Source organism: Pacificispira sp., from assembly GCF_965228185.1.
GTDB lineage: Bacteria > Pseudomonadota > Alphaproteobacteria > UBA8366 > Aestuariispiraceae > Pacificispira.
Genome location: NZ_CBDDHE010000004.1, coordinates 357,266 through 374,558, shown reverse-complemented (window position 1 = coordinate 374,558; position 17,293 = coordinate 357,266). Strand labels below are relative to the sequence as shown.

Annotated in this window: 17 protein-coding genes; 11 read left to right on the top strand and 6 right to left on the bottom strand. The window is 61.6% G+C overall.

Translation table 11 applies throughout. The annotated features are described in order from the left end of the window. Positions 1-86: 86 nt before the first annotated feature. On the top strand, positions 87-800 hold the full coding sequence (locus ACO06O_RS10070; RefSeq protein WP_421879013.1) for a DUF502 domain-containing protein: 714 nt from the start codon (positions 87-89) through the stop codon (positions 798-800). On the opposite strand, the gene recG is transcribed toward ACO06O_RS10070, so the two are convergent. Then, positions 797-2,881: an ATP-dependent DNA helicase RecG gene (gene recG, locus ACO06O_RS10065; RefSeq protein WP_421879010.1), complete on the bottom strand. Its 2,085-nt coding sequence runs from the start codon at positions 2,879-2,881 to the stop codon at positions 797-799. The genes ACO06O_RS10070 and recG overlap by 4 nt on opposite strands. A gap of 166 nt (positions 2,882-3,047) precedes the next feature. Here recG and ACO06O_RS10060 point away from each other — a divergent pair, with 166 nt between their 5' ends. Both ACO06O_RS10060 and mfd read left to right on the top strand, forming a co-directional pair. Beyond that, on the top strand, positions 3,048-3,341 hold the full coding sequence (locus ACO06O_RS10060; RefSeq protein WP_421879007.1) for a succinate dehydrogenase assembly factor 2: 294 nt from the start codon (positions 3,048-3,050) through the stop codon (positions 3,339-3,341). Next, positions 3,338-6,832: a transcription-repair coupling factor gene (gene mfd, locus ACO06O_RS10055; RefSeq protein WP_421879004.1), complete on the top strand. Its 3,495-nt coding sequence runs from the start codon at positions 3,338-3,340 to the stop codon at positions 6,830-6,832. The genes ACO06O_RS10060 and mfd overlap by 4 nt, the downstream gene beginning before the upstream one ends. A 29-nt stretch (positions 6,833-6,861) precedes the next feature. Here the strand turns inward: mfd and ACO06O_RS10050 are convergent, their stop codons facing one another. Together ACO06O_RS10050 and ACO06O_RS10045 are read right to left on the bottom strand one after the other, a co-directional pair. Beyond that, entirely contained in the window at positions 6,862-7,527 is a 666-nt protein-coding gene (locus ACO06O_RS10050; RefSeq protein WP_421879001.1) for a DsbA family oxidoreductase, read from the bottom strand. 54 nt (positions 7,528-7,581) lie between these two features. Beyond that, positions 7,582-8,925, bottom strand: a complete 1,344-nt coding sequence (locus ACO06O_RS10045; protein ID WP_421878998.1) for a diguanylate cyclase domain-containing protein — start codon at positions 8,923-8,925, stop codon at positions 7,582-7,584. A gap of 177 nt (positions 8,926-9,102) precedes the next feature. Here ACO06O_RS10045 and ACO06O_RS10040 point away from each other — a divergent pair, with 177 nt between their 5' ends. From ACO06O_RS10040 to ACO06O_RS10015, 6 genes are read left to right on the top strand one after another with little or no spacing between them, the layout of a single operon-like run. After that, positions 9,103-10,743, top strand: a complete 1,641-nt coding sequence (locus tag ACO06O_RS10040) for an acyl-CoA synthetase (protein WP_421878995.1) — start codon at positions 9,103-9,105, stop codon at positions 10,741-10,743. 3 nt (positions 10,744-10,746) lie between these two features. Continuing rightward, positions 10,747-11,508 carry an SDR family NAD(P)-dependent oxidoreductase gene (locus ACO06O_RS10035; protein WP_421878992.1) on the top strand — a complete coding sequence of 254 codons (762 nt, stop codon included), beginning with the start codon at positions 10,747-10,749 and terminating at the stop codon, positions 11,506-11,508. Between the two features lie 40 nt (positions 11,509-11,548). Next, positions 11,549-11,863 (top strand): NIPSNAP family protein, encoded by a 315-nt coding sequence (locus ACO06O_RS10030; protein ID WP_420416788.1) that lies wholly within the window; start codon positions 11,549-11,551, stop codon positions 11,861-11,863. Positions 11,864-11,878: 15 nt separating this feature from the next. Further along, positions 11,879-13,078: an acyl-CoA dehydrogenase family protein gene (locus ACO06O_RS10025; RefSeq protein ID WP_421878989.1), complete on the top strand. Its 1,200-nt coding sequence runs from the start codon at positions 11,879-11,881 to the stop codon at positions 13,076-13,078. Between the two features lie 6 nt (positions 13,079-13,084). Then, positions 13,085-14,125 carry a phosphotransferase family protein gene (locus tag ACO06O_RS10020; protein ID WP_421878986.1) on the top strand — a complete coding sequence of 347 codons (1,041 nt, stop codon included), beginning with the start codon at positions 13,085-13,087 and terminating at the stop codon, positions 14,123-14,125. Then, a complete protein-coding gene (locus tag ACO06O_RS10015) occupies positions 14,122-14,484 on the top strand; it encodes a DUF6285 domain-containing protein (protein WP_421878984.1) in 363 nt (120 codons plus the stop codon). The genes ACO06O_RS10020 and ACO06O_RS10015 overlap by 4 nt, the downstream gene beginning before the upstream one ends. 32 nt (positions 14,485-14,516) lie before the next feature. Here ACO06O_RS10015 and ACO06O_RS10010 read toward each other — a convergent pair whose 3' ends face one another. Further along, the gene (locus tag ACO06O_RS10010; protein WP_421878981.1) at positions 14,517-15,023 is read right to left on the bottom strand and encodes a response regulator; all 507 of its coding nucleotides are present in this window, start codon (positions 15,021-15,023) and stop codon (positions 14,517-14,519) included. 333 nt (positions 15,024-15,356) lie between these two features. On the opposite strand from ACO06O_RS10010, the gene infA reads away from it, so the two are divergent. Further along, positions 15,357-15,575, top strand: a complete 219-nt coding sequence (infA, locus tag ACO06O_RS10005) for a translation initiation factor IF-1 (protein WP_169624207.1) — start codon at positions 15,357-15,359, stop codon at positions 15,573-15,575. 77 nt (positions 15,576-15,652) lie between these two features. Here infA and ACO06O_RS10000 read toward each other — a convergent pair whose 3' ends face one another. Both ACO06O_RS10000 and ACO06O_RS09995 read right to left on the bottom strand, forming a co-directional pair. Further along, a complete protein-coding gene (locus ACO06O_RS10000; RefSeq protein ID WP_421878977.1) occupies positions 15,653-16,336 on the bottom strand; it encodes a FecR family protein in 684 nt (227 codons plus the stop codon). A gap of 95 nt (positions 16,337-16,431) precedes the next feature. Next, positions 16,432-16,776, bottom strand: a complete 345-nt coding sequence (locus ACO06O_RS09995; RefSeq protein ID WP_421878974.1) for an ArsR/SmtB family transcription factor — start codon at positions 16,774-16,776, stop codon at positions 16,432-16,434. A 51-nt stretch (positions 16,777-16,827) separates the two neighbouring features. Here ACO06O_RS09995 and ACO06O_RS09990 point away from each other — a divergent pair, with 51 nt between their 5' ends. Further along, positions 16,828-17,289 carry an SRPBCC family protein gene (locus ACO06O_RS09990; protein ID WP_421878971.1) on the top strand — a complete coding sequence of 154 codons (462 nt, stop codon included), beginning with the start codon at positions 16,828-16,830 and terminating at the stop codon, positions 17,287-17,289. Positions 17,290-17,293: the final 4 nt, after the last annotated feature.

Genomic DNA, 17,293 nt, shown 5'->3' with positions numbered 1-17,293 from the left:
AGTGGCGCGACCGGAATATTGCGCTGCAACACCGATCAGGGACCGACGCCAATCCGGCCGGTATCTCCCGAAGGACGAAAGAGAGAATGGGCAATCCTGAAGACGAACAGCCGTCGCCGACCCATCCCCGCAGTGGAGTGTTCGCCAAGCTGAGAGCCTATTTCCTGGCCGGGATTCTCGTCACCGCGCCAATTGCGATCACGATAGCCCTGGCCGTGTGGATCGTGACCTATATCGACGACACGATTATGCCGTTGATCCCGGCGCGGTATAACCCGGACACCTATTTCCAGCAGTATCTGGGGGTCGATTTCGGCGTGCCGGGGCTGGGCGTTCTGGTCCTGATTCTGGTTATCACGCTGATCGGGGCATTTACGGCCGGGCTGGTCGGGCGGTGGGTCGTCCGGCTGGGAGAGAACATCCTCGACCGGATGCCGATCATCCGCAGCCTCTACAAGCTGACGAAACAGATTTTCCAGACCGTGCTGCAGAACCAGTCGAACGCCTTTCGCCAGGCTGTGCTGGTCGAATATCCCCGAAAGGGTCTGTGGGCCGTGGCCTTTGTCACAGCCTCGACCGAAGGGGAACTGAAGGAAAAATTGAAGCGGGACACGGTCAACGTTTTCCTGCCGACCACACCGAACCCGACATCGGGCTTCCTGCTTTTCGTGCCGCGCGAGGATTTGATCGTCCTGGAAATGCCGGTTGAGGACGCGGTGAAACTGGTGATTTCCGCCGGGATCGTGCATCCGGGCGACCATTTGGTCGGTGAGGACGAAAACGGTCGGCGCGCGGGCTAACCGGATTTCAAATTGGCGATCGCCGCGTCCCGCTCGAACAGATACAGCAAATAGCGCAGTTTCCGGCCCCGGTCGCCGGTCAGGTCCGGATCCCGTTCCAGCACCAAGCGCGCGTCGTCATGGGCGATGCGCATCAACTCGCCATGCAGGGCGATATCCGCCAATCGGAATTCCGGTAGACCGCTCTGCTTCGTGCCCAGAATTTCTCCGGCGCCCCTCAGTTCCAGGTCTTTTTCGGCGATGAGGAATCCATCCTCGGTTTCCGCCATGGTGCGCAGGCGTTCCCGGGCGGTCTCACTCAACTGCTCGGCGCGGACCAGGATGCAGGTCGACGCCGCATCGCCGCGCCCCACGCGGCCCCGCAACTGGTGCAGTTGCGCGAGGCCGAACCGCTCCGCATGTTCGATCACCATCACGGTCGCGGCGGGTACGTTGACGCCGACTTCGATCACCGTCGTCGCCACCAGGATATCGGCCGGCCCATCGATGAAGCGGGCCATGGCGGCGTCCTTTTCCTTTCCCTTCATCCGCCCATGGACCAATGCGACCTTGGCCTCGCCGAAAGAACGGCAAAGATCGGCATAACGGCCCTCTGCATCGGCCAAATCGCTGGTCTCGGATTCCTCAACGAGCGGGCAGACCCAATAGACCTTGGCGCCTTCCTTGAGCTTCCGGCCGATCCCATCGACGACCTCGTGCAGGCGGCTGTCGGCAATCACGACGGTCTTGATCGGCTGGCGTCCCGGCGGCTTGTCGGTCAGGCGCGACGAATCCAGATCGCCATAGGCGGTCATCGTCAGGGTGCGCGGGATCGGCGTCGCTGTCATGACCAGGACGTCCGCGCGGTGCCCCTTCGATCCCAGGGACAGGCGTTGATGGACCCCGAAACGGTGCTGTTCGTCGATGATTGCCAGTTTCAGGTCGCGGAAGGCGACATCGTCCTGGAATAGCGCATGGGTCCCGATCGCGATGGGCGCCCGGCCTTCCGCAAGGGCGGCAAGGCTATCGCGGCGTGCGGCCCCCTTGTCGCGACCGGTCAGGATCACGCATTTCAGCCCGATCTTCGCAACCAGGGGCGCGATGGTTTCATAATGCTGGCGGGCCAGGATTTCCGTTGGTGCCATCAGCGCGGCCTGACCGCCGCATTCAACGGCGTTCAGCATGGCCATCAGGGCAACAACCGTTTTGCCGCTGCCGACGTCGCCCTGAAGCAGGCGCAACATCCGATTAGGCGACGCCATGTCGGCAAAGATCTCGGCCAGCGCGCTTTCCTGACTGCCGGTCAGCGCAAAAGGAAGGGCATCGCGGACCTGGCGGCGCAGGCTACCGTCGCCCTCGACACTCTGCCCGCCCTGCCGCTTGGCCTTGCGCCGGACAACGGTCAGAGCCAATTGGTTGGCCAGCAACTCGTCGTAAGCAAGCCTTTGCCGAATTGGCGACAGCGGCGACAGGTCCGACGGGCCTCTGGGGCCATGCGCGGCGTGGAGGGCTTCGTGCCAGGCCGGCCACTTGGTGCGGGCCAGATGTGCCGTATCCAGCCATTCCGGCAATTCCGGCACGCGGGCCAGCGCGGCTGTCAGGGCCTTTCCCAGAACCTTTGGCGTCACCCCCTGGGTCAGCGGATAGACCGGCTCGATATCCGGGATTTCCGATGCCTTATCCAGGGGATGCACATGGTCCGGATGCGACATCTGCTTGATGCCGTTATAGAGATCCAACCGGCCGGATACGATACGTTGCGATCCTTCGGGCAGAAGTTGTTCCAGATACTTCTTATCGCCGCGGAAGAAAGTCAGAGTGAGAGAACCGGTCGGATCGGACGCCTGAATGCGATAGGGCCGCCGGCGGTCGGACGGGGCGTCGTGACGCCCGATGGTCAAGGTCAATGTCACGATCTTGCCGGGCAGGGCCTGGGCAATTGTCGGGCGTTCGCGGCGATCTACAATCTCACGGGGCAAATGCCATAACAGATCGATGACGTGCGGCCCGGCCGCTTTTTCCAGCAAGGCGGCGATTCTGGGGCCGACGCCTTTCAGACTGTTCAACGCGGCGAATAGGGGAAATAGGATATCGGGGCGCATGAGCCTTGGGGAGTGAAGCGCGATTGGAGTTGTCAGTGTATCGGCAGCATTCCAAATCGAAAATCAACGAATTCGCCTGGACGGGTTTGCCGTGCCGGTAAGGGAACGGTAAAACCCGGCTTGCACCGGCCTGGCCAGTTGAACAAACGCCTTCGGAAATGACGTGATGGAACCCACCAACGACAACGCCCTTCCTTTGGATATCCGCCGCAAGAAGCTCCAATTCAGGGCTTGGCACCGCGGTATGAAGGAAATGGACATCATTCTGGGGAATTTCGCGGATCGCCATCTGGATGCGTTCGACGCGCCACAGCTCGATTCGTTTGAAATGCTCCTCCATGTTCCGGACCAGGCTTTTTATTCCATGTTGGTGCACGGCGCAGATGTTCCCGCCGAGATCGACGGTCCCATGTTCCGGCGCATTTTCGAATTCGCCAAAGCCCCGTTGAGCACTCCTTGAGCCTGCCCGATACCATCGCCGCCGGTGTGGGCCGCAAGGTCATTGCCGGAACGCCGGAAGGCGCGGATACGCTGGCATTGGCCCAGATCGCACGGCGCTCGGCCGGGCCTGTCCTGGCCGTCATGCGGGACGAAACGCGGATGCGCCAAGCAGCCGCGCGCTTGTCCTTCGTCGATCCAGGGCTGGAGATGATTCTGCTGCCCGCATGGGATTGCCTGCCGTACGATCGCGTGTCGCCCAATGCGGAAACCGTTGCCGGCCGGTTGGACGCCCTATCGGAACTGGCTGCCGGGGTTGAGGGGCGAAAGCTGGTTGTTCTGACGACCGTGGCGGCCGTTCTGCAAAAGGTTCCGCCGATCAAGTCCTTCCGGGAGTCGACCTTGTCCGTCGCGAAAGGGGAGCGCTGCGCGGTCGACACGCTGCAGACCTTCTTCGAACGCAACGGTTACCGACGGGCCAACACGGTTCGCGAACCGGGGGAATATGCGGTGCGCGGCGGTATCCTGGACGTCTTTCCGCCGGGTGAGCCCGACCCGCTGCGCCTTGATTTCTTCGGGGACGAGCTGGAATCGATCCGGCGCTTCGACGCCATGTCCCAACGGACTTTGGGGCAGGCGGATGAACTGATCTTGCGCCCGGTCAGCGAAATCATGCTGGATCGGGAACATATCGACCGGTTCCGGCAGAGCTATCGCACGCTGTTCGGCGGCGATGCGACGGGCGATCCGCTGTTCGAAGCCGTCAGCGAAGGCCGCCGTGCGCCAGGCGTGGAGCATTGGCTGCCGCTGTTTCACGATCATATGGAATGCATCCCCGACTGGTTGCCCGAAGACGCACCCATCGTCCTGGACATTCAGGCGGATGAAGCGATCGAAGCGCGGCTGGAAACGATTCAGGACCATTACGCCGCACGCCGGGACGAGGAGGCAATCCGTCAGAAACGCCGCCGTACGGACGAGGACGGGCCGCCGCCTTACAAGCCGATTGCGCCGGACATGCTTTATTTCACGGCGAGTGAGTGGAAAAGCCGGGTCGGCCTGTCCCGCGTTCTGGCGCTGTCGCCCTATGCCTTGCCGGATGTCGGATCGGACGGAGATGTCGATTTCGGCGCGCGTCGGGTTCCGGATTTCTCCGCCGCCCGGAAAGCCCCGGATGTCGACCTTTTCGAAGCCGTGGCCGAGCGGGTATCGGCCGCCAAGGACCGCCGCTGCCTGATCGCGGCTTCCGGTGAGGGGGCACGCGAACGCCTGAAACTGCTGTTGCGCGACGGCGGTTTGACCGATCTGGCGGATGTCCGCTCCTGGCCTGAACTGGACGGTTTGGAACCGGGGAAGGCGGCGATTGGCGTGCTGCCCGTCGATGCCGGGTTTGAAACCGCAGATACGCTGGTCATAAGCGAGCCCGACATCCTGGGAGAGCGTCTGTCCCGTCCCGCGCGGCGTCGCCGGCGCGGCGAGGAGTTCATCACGGAGCTTTCCGCCATCGAGACCGGCGACCTGGTCGTTCATGTCGAACATGGCATCGCGCGGTATGACGGGCTGGAAACGCTGACTGTCGACGGTGCGCCGCATGACTGCCTGCGTCTGATCTATTCCGGCGACGACCGCCTTTATCTCCCGGTCGAGAACCTGGAAGTCCTGTCCCGATACGGTTCGGAAGAGGCGGGGGTTCAGCTTGATAAGCTGGGCGGCGCGGCCTGGCAGGCGCGCAAGGCGAAGCTGAAGCAGCGTGTCCGCGAGATCGCGGAATCGCTGATGAAAATCGCTGCCGAACGTGCCCTGCGCAAGGGCGATCCGGTGGTGCCGCAGCAGGGTGCCTATGACGAGTTCTGTGCCCGCTTCGCCTTCAGCGAAACGGAAGATCAGTTGAAGGCGATCGAGGACGTGTTTAACGACCTCGCCTCGGGCAAGCCCATGGACCGGTTGGTCTGCGGCGATGTCGGGTTCGGCAAGACGGAGGTCGCGTTGCGCGCCGCCTTCGCTGTGGCGATGAGTGGAAAGCAGATCGCGGTTGTCGTGCCGACGACCCTGCTGGCGCGCCAGCATTTCCAGAATTTCGAAGAGCGGTTCCAGGGCCTGCCGATCCGGGTCCGGCAGATGTCGCGACTGGTCACCGGCAAGGCGGCCGAGGAGGTCAAGTCGGGCTTGGCCGACGGTACGGTCGATATTGTCGTCGGTACCCATGCCCTGCTGGCAAAGTCGGTGAAAATCCGCGACCTCGGCCTTCTGATCGTCGATGAGGAGCAGCATTTTGGCGTCCAGCAAAAGGAGCGCCTGAAACAGCTTCGTGCCAATGTCCATGTCCTGACGCTGACGGCGACGCCGATCCCGCGGACCCTGCAGATGGCCCTGGCGGGCGTGCGCGAGATGTCGATCATCGCCAGTCCGCCGGTCGACCGATTGGCGGTGCGGACTTTCGTGCTGCCTTACGATCCGGTGGTGCTGCGCGAGGCAATCCGGCGCGAACGCTATCGCGGCGGTCAGATATTCTATGTCTGCCCACGCGTCTCCGACCTGGACCGGGCACGGGAGAGAATCCGTGAACTGACCCCGAACTCCTCCGTCGCGGTCGCCCATGGCCGCATGGCTGCGCGGGAGTTGGAAACGGTGATGTCCGACTTCATCGCCGGGAAATACGATGTGCTTCTGGCGACCAATATCGTCGAAAGCGGTCTGGACATTCCGAACGCCAATACGATGATCATTCACAGGGCCGATATGTTCGGCCTGGCGCAGCTTTATCAATTGCGCGGGCGTATCGGGCGCGGGAAGCAGCGGGCCTATTGTTATCTGACACTGCCGCCGGGCAAGGTGCTGACCGAGACCGCGCGCAAGCGGTTGGACGTCATGCAGACACTGGACAGTCTGGGGGCGGGGTTCACCCTGGCCAGCCACGATCTCGATATCCGCGGGGCCGGCAATTTGGTCGGGGAGGAACAGTCCGGCCATATCAAGGAAGTCGGCGTCGAACTGTATCAACGAATGCTTGAAGAGGCGGTCGCTGCCGCGCGCGACCATATTTCCGCCGAAGAGATCGAAGAGACCTGGACACCGACGATCAATGTCGGGATCGCGGTCCTGATTCCGGAGAAATACGTACCGGACCTGTCGGTGCGCCTCGGCCTCTATCGCCGCCTGTCCGATCTGAAGACGACAAAGGAAATCGATCAGTTCGCGGTCGAAATTGTCGACCGTTTCGGCAAGATGCCGGACGAGGTCGAAAACCTACTGGCGGTCGTCGCCATCAAACAGGCCTGCAAGGCCGCCGGGATCGAAAAGATCGACGCCGGGCCGAAGGGCGCCCTGATTTCGTTCCGCAACGACACCTTCGTCAATCCGGCGGGATTGATCGGCTTCATTCAGCGCATGGCGGGGACGACCAAATTGCGGCCGGACCACAAGCTGGTTGTGATGCGGCCCTGGACGGAATCCGCACGCCGGCTGAACGGTGTTCGGAAAGTGGCGGAAGCCCTGGCCAAGGTCTCGAGCTGAACGACGGGCCCGGCCGGGGTATTCAGGTATCAGTCTGTCGATGCGGCGGTCACGCCCGATTGCTCCTGCAGCGCCATATCCAGGATGGGCAGGAATGCCTCCGGCTCCTGCGCGCCGGACAGGGCGTATTTGCCTTCGATGATGAAACACGGCACCCCGCCGATCCCGAGACGCCGGGCATAGACGTCCTCTGCCTGGACCTCGCTCTCATCTTCGTCGGTGGCAAGATAGGCGGCGACCGCGTCGCGGTTCATTCCGACATTCTCTGCGATATCCAGCAGCACCGCATCGGTGCCGATATCCTTGCCATCCAGGAAATAAGCCTGGAACAGGGCCGGAACCAGCGCGTTCGCGGTGTCGACTTCCGGTCGGTGCGAATATCGGATCAAACGATGCGCCTTCAATGTGCTGGGCGTTCGGGGAATCCGCTCGAATTGAAAGTCGATGCCGACTTGGCTGCCGACGCGGCGGATATGGCCATAGACTTCACCGGCCCGGTCGGCCCCGCCGAATTTAGCCGATAGATAGGCCTGACGGTCCATGCCGGCCCGCGGCATATCCGGGTTCAATTGAAAGGCCCGCCAGCGCACGGTGACGGGAATGTCCGGCCGCGCGGCCAGGGCCTCGTCCAGCCGTTTCTTGCCGATGAAGCACCAGGGACAGATGGGATCGGAGAAGACGTCGATTGTGATCATGTCTGTCGATATAGGCCCTTTGGCGCCGGGCCGCCATAGGGCCTCACCAAAATGTCAGGTGGCGAGGGCCTTCGCGCGTGCCAGCAGGCTGGCCGCATTGTCACCCTCCTGCAGTCCGGCGACGCCGCCTTCGGCCCAGGCATGGATGACCTGCATCACCTCTTCACCCAGATGGAATTCCGAACTGTGCAGGATGCCGATGATCCGCTGAACCACGCGGTTTGCCTCATGCTCGGGCGTTTCCGGCAGAAGGATCGCGAAGGCGTCCGGTCCCACGCGCGCGACGGTGTCTTCGATCCGGGTCATGCCGGTGATCCAGTCCGCGAGCTGATGGGCCAGGATCTCGGCATTCTCCTCACCGAACTCCTCGCGTATCCGGGGCAGGGTGGGCACGTCGATATAGCCCAGCGCCAGATTGCTGCCGCGTTCCTGGGCCGCCGCGACGCAGCGCGGAAGATGCGCGTTCCAGAAGGCCTCGGAATAGGCGACGCCGGTCTTGTCGGCGGTCTTCTGGTTCAAGGTCGCCTTGTACGGATCCCGCATGGTCCAGCGCAGCCGCTGCCGGTTGACCAGCATGTGGATATAGGTGCTCAGCAGGGCCGGTTTCGCCGAAGCCGGCAAGACGATTGCCGCGCCACCGCGATACAGATCCATGTCGACGCGGTTGGACCGGCCGTTGGACAGGACCAGCGTCGGCAGATTGAACAGGCGCGGATTGTTGCGGATATGCGCGCAGAGATACTGAACCCGGCTCAAATCGTCGCCTTCGTCGATGGCGATCACGGCCGCATCGAAGCGGCCTTCATCCAGTCGGTCCGCGGCGCGGAAGGGGCTGACTTCCGGAATGCAATGCAGGCCGGATTCGTTCAGCGTCTGGCCCAGTTCGGTCAGATGGTTGCCGTTCTGGGCCACTGCGATTACTTGGGGTTCCTCGGGATAGCCGCGGCGAAACTGGCGTGGGTCGATATCGACCCCGAACTCGGCGGCGGTCTTCACCCGGCGCTGCAACTCGGAAAACATGACCGAAGAGCGGCTGAGCCGGGGCAGGCGGGCTATCAATTCGTCCAAATCGTCGTCGGGCGGAAGAAGGTCGTCGGCGCCCGCATCGCGAAACCCTTCCAGCGAAGGACCGTCCAGCGCGGCGTCGGTCAGCACGATTGGAATATTCTGGGTCGCATCAGCCGATTTAAGGGCGGAGACGATCTGTGTCGAATCGACCGGTGCCGCAAACGACCCCAACAGGATGACATCAGGCTTTCGAGAATTGGCCAAAGCCAGAAGCGTGTGTGCGTCCGATGCTTGGATGCAGCGGTATCCCTGCTCGGTCAGCGCCTCGGACCGGGACAGCGCGGAATCGGGATCCGGATCGCCGATCAGAAGGTAAGCCAAATGCCGCATTGTGTCCCTCGCCGCAAAAATACCGGTGAAGCTGTGTCGCTTCGGAAGTCGTTGAACGGCGATGGTTCTTGACCTCCCCGTCTGCCTCTACAACAAAGATAGCAAAACCGCCCGGGGTGGCGAGAGAAAAAGCCGACGGCGTTTTCAGCCCGTCGAAACCGCAAGGGAGGCCGATCCGTGACGCAACCTGGTATCTATGATCGCGATTTGGACAAGGGCGACGCCAACTACGTGCCGCTATCGCCGGTCAGTTTCCTGAAACGCGCCGCGACTGTGTTCCCGAACCGCACTGCGGTCATTCATGGCGATCTGCGCTATACCTACGCCCAATTCTATGAGCGCGTCCGCCGTTTCGCCTCAGCCCTGAAGGCGCGGGGGATCGGGAAAGGGGATACGGTATCGGTCCTGTCCCCGAACGTCCCCGCGCTGCTGGAAGCGCATTATGCGGTGCCGATGCTGGGCGCGGTGTTGAATGCGCTGAACACCCGTTTGGACGCGCCGACCATCGCCTTCATCCTGGAACACGGCGAATCGAAGGCCGTGCTGTCCGAATGCTCCTTGAACGGCGTGATGGGCGAGGCATTGGCGCAGACCAAGAACCGACCGAGGATCGTGATCGACATCGTTGATCCCGTCGAGCCGGACGGCCCGCGGGTCGGCACCACCGATTATGAGACGATGTTGCGGGACGAAGGCGATCCGACTTTCGTGCACAGCCTGCCGCCCGACGAATGGGATGCTCTGGCCCTGAACTACACATCGGGCACGACCGGAAACCCGAAAGGCGTGGTCTATCACCATCGCGGGGCCTATCTGAACGCGATGTCGAACGCCCTGACTTTCGGCGTCAACAATCGATCCGTCTATCTTTGGACCCTGCCGATGTTCCATTGCAACGGCTGGACCTATACCTGGGCGGTAACGGCGGCCTGCGGGACCCATGTCTGTCTGCGCCGGGTCGATCCGGCGCTGATCTTCCCGATGATCCGGGATTACGGCGTCACCCATATGTGCGGCGCCCCCATCGTCCTGACCATGTTGATCCATGCGCCCGCTGACCAGAAAGTCGAGTTCCCGCAGAGGGTTGAGGTGTGTACCGGCGGCGCCGCGCCGCCCTCCGCCGTGATCGCCAAGATGGAGGGCATGGGGTTCAATGTGACCCATATGTACGGCATGACCGAATGCTATGGCCCGTCGACGGTCTGCGAGTGGCAGCCGGAATGGGATGCGATGGATCTGTCCGAGCGCGCGCCGTTGATGGCACGGCAGGGCGTTGCCATGGTCGCCTTGGAGGAACAGCGAGTCGCCGACCCCGAAACCTTGATCGACGTCCCGCGCGACGGGGAGACGATCGGCATGCTTATGCTGAAGTCGAACACTGTCATGCGCGGCTATCTGAAGAACCCGGACGCCACGCGGGACGCACTCGGCACCGGTTGGCTGAATACCGGGGACTTGGCCGTCATGCATGAAGACGGATATGTCGAGATCAAGGACCGGGCCAAGGACATCATCATTTCCGGCGGCGAGAACATCTCTTCCCTGGAAGTCGAGGAGGTTCTGTTCAAACATCCGGATATCATGGAGGCCGCGGTCGTCGCGGCGCCGGACGAAAAATGGGGCGAGACGCCCTGTGCTTTCGTGACCATGGCGCCAGGCCGGGAAGGAACCATCGACGCAACGCAGGTCATTGCCTATTGCAAAGAGAACATGGCCCGCTTCAAGGCGCCGACCAAGGTGGTTTTCGGACCGCTTCCGAAAACCGCGACCGGCAAGATTCAGAAATTCGTGCTGCGCAGCCGGGCCAAGGAACTCTGAACGATGGAATTGCGACTGGACGGCAGGAAAGCCTTGATTACGGGGGCGTCGAGCGGATTTGGGCGGCATTTCGCCGGTACCCTGGCCCGCGCCGGGGCAGATGTCGCCCTGGCCGCACGACGCATCGACCGCTTGCAGGACGAGGCCAACAGCATTGCGGATGAAACCGGCCGCAATGCGGTCGCTGTCGCGATGAATGTGGCGGATGTCGCTTCGATCGATGACGCGGTCGCCGCCGCCGAAGCGGCGCTCGGCGGAATCGACCTTCTGGTGAACAATGCCGGTACGGTCGTGCCCAAACCCTCGTTGCAGCAGAGCGAGGCGGATTGGGACGCCGTGATGGACGTCAATCTTAAGGGGGCCTTCTTCGTCGCCCGGGCATGCGCCGCCCGCATGGCGGATTCGCAGGGTGGCTCGATCGTCAATATTTCCAGCCTGCTCGGCGAAAGGGTTTCGAAAACCGAGATATCCTACTGCGTTTCCAAGGCCGGACTGTCGCATATGACCCGCGCCTTGGCTTACGAATGGGCGAAATTCGGCATTCGCGTCAATGCCATCGCGCCGGGTTATATCGAGACCGATCTAAACCGTGAATTTCTGCGCAGCGATCTTGGCGAGAAGATGATGAAGCAGATCCCGATCCGCCGATTCGGCACGCCGGAAGATTTGGACGGGGCACTTCTCTATCTGCTCAGCGACCTGGCCGCCTGGACCACCGGCCATGTTCTGGCCGTCGATGGCGGGCACGCCCTGGCGACACCATGAAACAGACATCTGAACGCAACCATTCAAGGGGAGATCACCCATGATCGTCGACCACCGCACATACTCCGTCATTCCCGGCAAGCTGGCGGAGCTTCTGAAAATCTACGAAGAACTCGGCCTGCCCCTGCAGCGCAAATATCTCGGCGAGCCGATCGGCTGGTATGTCTCGATGGATATCGGCGAACTGAATCAGGTTGTTCATATGTGGCGTTACGAGGATCTGGCCGACCGGGCGGCACGCCGCGCGAAATTGGCCGCCGATCCGGGATGGCAGGCCTATCTGAAACAGGGCATGCCCTTGTTGCAGAAGATGGAGAACAAGATCCTGTCGCCGGCACCCTTCTTCAAACCCTGATAGAGGGACCTAGTGATGGACTTTACCCTGCCGCCGGAGGTCGACGTCCTGCGCCTGAAAGTGCGCGCCTTTGTCGACGCGCATCTGATCCCGCTGGAATCGCAGCCGGAAGCCTATGACGCGCATGAGAATATCGCTGACGAAGCATTGCAGCGCATGCGCGGACTGGCGAAGGGGCAGGGGCTTTGGTCCCCGCAAATGCCGCGCGACCGGGGCGGTCTGGGGCTGAATACCCAGGGCATGGCGGCATTCTATGAGGAAGCCAACCGGTCCATATTCGGACCGGTCGTCTTCAACTGTGCCGCGCCGGACGACGGCAACATGTTCGTGCTGAACAAGGTCGCCCGCGACGATCAGAAGGCGGCCTGGCTTCAGCCTATCGTCGATGGGGACGTGCGTTCGGCTTTTGTGATGACGGAGCCTGCGCCCGGCGGCGGGTCCGATCCGTCCATGATCCGCACCCGCGCCGAACGGCGCGGTGATAAATGGATCGTGCATGGCCATAAATGGTTCATCACCGGGGCCGGTGTCGCCAGCCATTTCATCCTGATTGCCAAGACGTCGGACGATCCGCGCAAGGGACTGACGGCCTTCCTATTCCACAAGGATCAGCCGGGTTGGCGTATCGAACGGCGCATTCCGATCATGGGGCCGGAGGAACATGGCGGTCACTGCGAACTGATTTTCGATGGGTTGGAAATCCCTGACGAGAACAGGCTTATGGAGATCGGGGATGGCCTGAAGCTGACCCAGATCCGCCTTGGCACGGCGCGACTGACCCATTGCATGCGCTGGCTGGGCCTGTCGCAGCGGGCCTTGTCCATCGCGCGGGAATATGTCGAAGGCCGCGAAGGGTTCGGCATCAAATTGGGCGACCGGGAATCCGTGCAATTGCTGTTGGGCGACGCGGCGATGCAGATCGATATCGGGCGGCTTCTGACCATGCGCGCGGCCTGGGCTCTGGATCAGGGCGACAAGGCCCGCAAACAGGTCTCCATGGCGAAAATTCAGGTCGCCGATGCGCTGCATCAGGCCGTGGATACCGCTATCCAGTTGAACGGCGCGCGGGGCTATTCGAAAGACACCGTCTTGGAATGGATTTACCGCTATGCCCGGCAGGCGCGACTGGTCGACGGCGCGTCCGAAGTGCACAAAATGGTTCTCAATCGATTTCTGTCGCAGGAAGGCGACGATTTCTGGCGGTGGGGTGTTTGACGCGGAATGACGGAACTTTCCGGGGATAGCGGCGCGCGGCAGCGGCTTTCCGAACGCTTGGCCGCGGAGCTGGCTGCGGATTCGGTCGACATCATCGGCATGGAACGCCTTTCCGGCGGTGCTATTCAGGAAAATTGGGCCGTCGATCTGAAGGTTCAAGGCGGGAAGTCGGCAGGCGCGTTGTCTGCCGTCCTGCGCACGGATAGTCCGACCGGGGTTGCGGTAAGCCTGTCCCGCGCCCAGGAGTATCAACTGCTTTCCGCGGCCTGGCGGGCCGGGGTGACGGTTCCTGAACCCTTGGTCTGCGTGACGGACAAATCCGTGATCGGCAAGGAATTCTGCCTGATGCGGCGCGTTGCGGGTACCGCGCTGGGGCAGAAGATCACGCGCGACCTTTCGTTGGGCGGCGACCGAGAGGCACTGACCGAACGTATGGGCCGGGAAATGGCGCGGATTCATTCCATGACCCCGGAAACACACAGCTTCGACTTCCTTCCCGATCCACCGACGGACGCGGCCGGTGCCGAGTTGGCGACAATGTGCGCATTTCTGGACGCGATGGACCGGCCGCGGCCGGTGCTGGACTGGACGATCCGCTGGCTTGAGCGGAACCGGCCCGATCCGGCCGAAATTGTACTGGCTCATCATGATTTCCGCACCGGAAACTATATGATCGATGCAGACGGTTTGACGGCGATCCTGGACTGGGAATTTGCCGGTTGGTCCGACCGGCACGAAGATATCGGCTGGTTTCATGCCATGTGCTGGCGCTTCTCCGGCCGCGACAAGCCGGCCGGCGGAATCGGCAGTCGCGCCGCATTCCTGCGCGGGTATGAGGGCGAATCCGGCGTGAAGGTCGATCCCGTCAAAACCTATTACTGGGAGGTCTATGCCCATTTCCGGTGGGCGGTCATCGCATTGCAGCAGGGCGACCGCTATCTGGTCGGAGGAGAGCGGACCTTGGATCTGGGCCTGACCGGCCGCCGGTCGGCGGAAATGGAACTGGAGTTGCTGCGCATGACGGCGCCGGCGGGAGAGACGCCATGATTGTCGATAAACCGGACAGCGCCGACTTGCTGCGGGCGGCGGCGACGGTGCTAAAGACCGAGATTCTGCCGCTGCTGCCGGAGGAAAAGACGCTGGACGTCTTGATGATCCTGGCAATTCTGGGATCGGCGGAACGTGATTTGGCTGACGCTGGCGGGTTGGCGGCGCGGCAAGCATCGCGACTTGAGGCCGTTCTGCCTGGAGGCGACATTCGTGCCCTGTGTGCGAAGATTCGGGACGGAGCGTTCGACGAAGGGGTGGCCGCGGCGCGGCTGCACGCGATCCTGATGGAGGATGTGCGCGACAGGCTGGAACTGGTGAACCCCAAATACCTCTCGGCGGCGGACGAACAGCCCTAGAGGGGTAGGCGGGTCCAAATTACGCCTGATCCCTAAATTTCGATGCTGTCTTCCGGATCGCCGCGCCGTTCCGGTCCTTTGAAGTTCGGGTCGTCGATCCGACGCCGGTCCGGTCCGAAATAGTCGCTGGACCGGACGAAGGGGCGGGGACGCTCGATGACGGAGACGATGCGCTGATACATCGACCGGACCGTCATCGGTTTGGCCAGAAACTCGGTCACGCCCGCGTCCCGGGCCTTAAGTACGATCGACATCTCGGTATGCCCGGTCATGATGATGACCGGCAGATATCGGTTCGGACTGTCCGGATGCATGCGAATATGCCGGGTCAGTTCGATCCCGTTCATCGGTTCCATATCCCAATCGACCATCAGCACATCGACCGTCGAGGTCTGCAACTCGTCCAGGACGATGTTGGAATCGGTGACGGTGCGCACATTTGAAATGCCGAACCCGTTCAAAAGGGACCGGGTCAGGGACAGGATGAAACTGTCGTCATCCGCGACTAGGATCGATAACTGACTGAGGTCGTATGCCATGCCTCACGGCGCCCCAATGGCTGCGGCAGTCGCAGCATCTTACGATTTTCACCATGAAAGCAAAGAACACCCGTCCCGGAAATTACCGGCCCCTCCCGACGGATTGTTGCATTGCCCACCTTCGTTACCCACTTGATAGCAGGCACACGTAAGCCGTGGAACGATATTTTTTATCGCCTATGAGTTTTCCCGCTCTGTCACTGACGGGAAAGCGGCGGGGCTTGTCTTTCCGGGCCGAATGGCTCATATCCTACGCGCCCAAAGACGGGGCGGCGGGAAGCGGTCGGCTTTCCGCCGTTTGATCGTTTAGAAGAAGGTTCGGATAACGCGTCTATGTCGAAAGAAGAACTGATTGAATTTCAGGGCACCGTGGTCGAGAAGCTGCCCAATGCGACGTTCCGCGTCGAACTGGAGAACGGCCATGAGATCATTGCCCATACCGCAGGTAAAATGCGCAAGTTCCGCATCCGCGTCATGGTCGGCGACAAGGTCGACGTGGAAATGACGCCCTATGACCTGACCAAGGGTCGTATTACCTTCCGTCACAAGTAATCCCGCCTCGGGTCGTTTCGCGGGCCCGAAGGCCCGCTTACGCTCTTTCCAAGACGGCCCTAACGGCGGAGGGTTCCTTACTGGAACTCAATCGAGGCATATGCCTCGTCGGTCGCTTCCTGATCCCAGATATTGGCAGGCGTCGGTGCCGCGTTCCCGGACATGGGCAGGAATGTACCTTCGTTCTCCTCATCCAGCGTGACCGAGCCTTGCAGCGTCGTCACCTCGATCGCGCCGGAAATGCTCATGAACCCGTAATGGATCTGCCCGGGCGGCATACCGGCTGCCAGCGGGCCGCCGAAGAAATCGGTGCCGCGAATGCCGATGGTTGCGACCGGAGTCGATATCTGCACGGCATCCTGCTTTTCTCGGCCGACCGCGCCGGTCACGAAGCGAAAAGTCCCGGCGAAGATTTCGAAGGATTGCGCGATCGCCCCCGTATTCGACGCTTCTATGTTGTAGACCAGTTCGTCCATGACCAGGCGCGCTTCTTCGCCCAATGTCATCTGCGACCCGTCAATGAAGATGATCTGCAGTCGCGAATCCGCCCCGGTTTCCACAACAGCGCCGGCCCGAATGACCGATCCGGCCTGCAGGCTGCGCGGATTATCGCCCAGAAGTTGGGTCGCTGTGCCCTGCAGGCGCGTAACCTTGCCGATCTCGTCGGTGACGGCATTTGCGGTGCCGGCGCACCAAAGAATGAGCAGGGCGAAGGTCATTGCCGAGAGGGGCGAAACAAGTCCGGGCATCATCATGCGCATACCATACATCCTTCCAATGTCCTGCGGCAGAACTTGGACCTGGATATAGGGCGAGACAAGCCGCGTTCCCGAATTTTCCCGGTGGGCTGATCAGATTAGGCGTCCACTTTCTTCTCGATCAATTCCAGGTCGTTTTTCAGTGTCTCCAGAATGCCGACCGCTTGAGCGGCATAGGCGCCGATCCATCGGTCGTGGATGCGCTTGATCGGAATGGCATTCAGATAGTTCCAGCGCAGGCGGCCCTGACGGCGTACGAGGATTAGCTCCGCTTCCTCAAGAACTCCCAAATGTTGCATGACCGTGCATCGGTTCAGGTCCGGATGCCGCGCGCAGAGTTCTCCGGTCGTCTGAGGCTCGTCCCGCAGCGCGTCCAGGAGACGGCGGCGAATGGGAGAGGCCAAGGCGCGAAAAATTAGGTCGTCTTGGGTGTCTGTTGACATGTTGTAAAAATATAACATAAATCGATTACCCGCAAGAATGGAGATTTGAAGATGACCTTGAAGTTCGAAGTGAGCGGCCGGGTCAACCGACCCGTGGACGAGGTGTTCGACGCGGTCGCCAATCCCGCAAAACTGTCGGGCTATTTCACGACGGGCGGCGCATCCGGACGGCTTGAAACCGGCGTTCAGGTCTATTGGGATTTCCACGACTTTCCAGGTGCCTTTCCGGTCCAGGTCGTGGAAGTGGAGCCGAACAAGCGGATCGTTCTGCAATGGGATGCCGATGCGCCTGAAACCGACGATTCCGGATCCAACTACACGACTGTGATCATGCGGTTCGAACCGATTGACGGCGACAGGACCCTGGTCTCGATCTCCGAAGAGGGGTTCCGCAGAACCCCGGCCGGTGAAAAGGCGTCCTATATGAACTGTCAGGGCTGGATGCAGATGCTCTGCGCGATGAAGGCCTATGTGGAACACGGCATCAATCTGCGCGACGGCATGTTCAAATAGGCTG